The sequence below is a fragment of the Mesorhizobium sp. M7A.F.Ca.CA.004.12.1.1 genome (genome assembly GCF_003997835.1).
Taxonomy (GTDB): domain Bacteria; phylum Pseudomonadota; class Alphaproteobacteria; order Rhizobiales; family Rhizobiaceae; genus Mesorhizobium.
In genome coordinates, this window is the sequence record NZ_RZRK01001312.1 from 1 (window position 1) to 947 (window position 947).

The 947-nt window shown below is 61.0% G+C and carries 1 protein-coding gene; it reads right to left on the reverse strand.

The genetic code is table 11. From position 1 onward, the window contains the following. A partial coding sequence (locus EN984_RS36035) for a sugar ABC transporter substrate-binding protein (RefSeq protein WP_164765989.1) occupies window positions 1-947 on the reverse strand: 947 nt, incomplete at both ends.

Here is a 947-nt window from a genome sequence, read left to right on the forward strand (position 1 = left end):
CTCCAGATGCGTCGGCGGGGTGACCATTTCATATTTGGAGCTGTCGCTGAGCTCCGTGAACCAGCCCTTGAACTGCTCCGTCTTGAAATGGGGATCCTGGTCGGCGCCGTTGTGGATCGGAACGACGCCGACTTCCTTGGCCCATTCCAGATTGTCCTTCGGCGACAGAAGCGTCGCCATCAGCTTCCAGGCGTCGTCCTTGTGCTGCGAGTTGGCAAACATCGCCCAGCCGGCATAGCCCAGCGTCGGATAGGATTTGCCGCTCGGCCCGACCGGCAAAGGCGCCACGGCGAAATCGTCGGCGCTCATCTTGTCGGCGATGCCGAGCAGCGCGTCCGGATCCTGGTTGAGCATGGCACAGGTGCCGGAATAGAAGCCGGTGACCGTTTCATTGAAACCCCAACTCACGGCATCCTTCGGCGCCAGTCCGTCCTTGTACATGTCGGCCAGCATCTGCAGGCCCTTGACCGAGCCTTCTTCGTTGATCGTCGAAGTGCCGTCCTCGTTGAAGTAGCCGCCCTTGCCGGCAGCAATGTTCATGAACATGTGCATGCCGTTGAAGGCGCCCGGCCCGCCGCGCAGGCAGTAGCCGTACTTCCCCGGGAGCGCGGAAATCTTCTTGGAATCGGCGATGAAATCGTCGAGCGTCGCCGGCGGTCCGTCGAGGCCGGCCTCCTTGAACAGCTTCTTGTTCCAGAACAGCGCGTTCACATAGTAGCCGTAGGGGATCATGAACTGGGTGTTGTTGACGGTCGAGCCGAACTGCTTGGCGCGGTCGCCCAGCGTCTTGGCATCATCCCATTTGGCCATATACGGTCCGAGATCCTCGAGCTGGGCATTGTTGGCATAGAGGCCCATCCAGCGTTCCGGCATTTCGACGATGTCAGGCGTATCGCCGGCCTGCACCATGGTCAGGAATTTCTCGAACGCCTGGCCCCAGGGCAGCG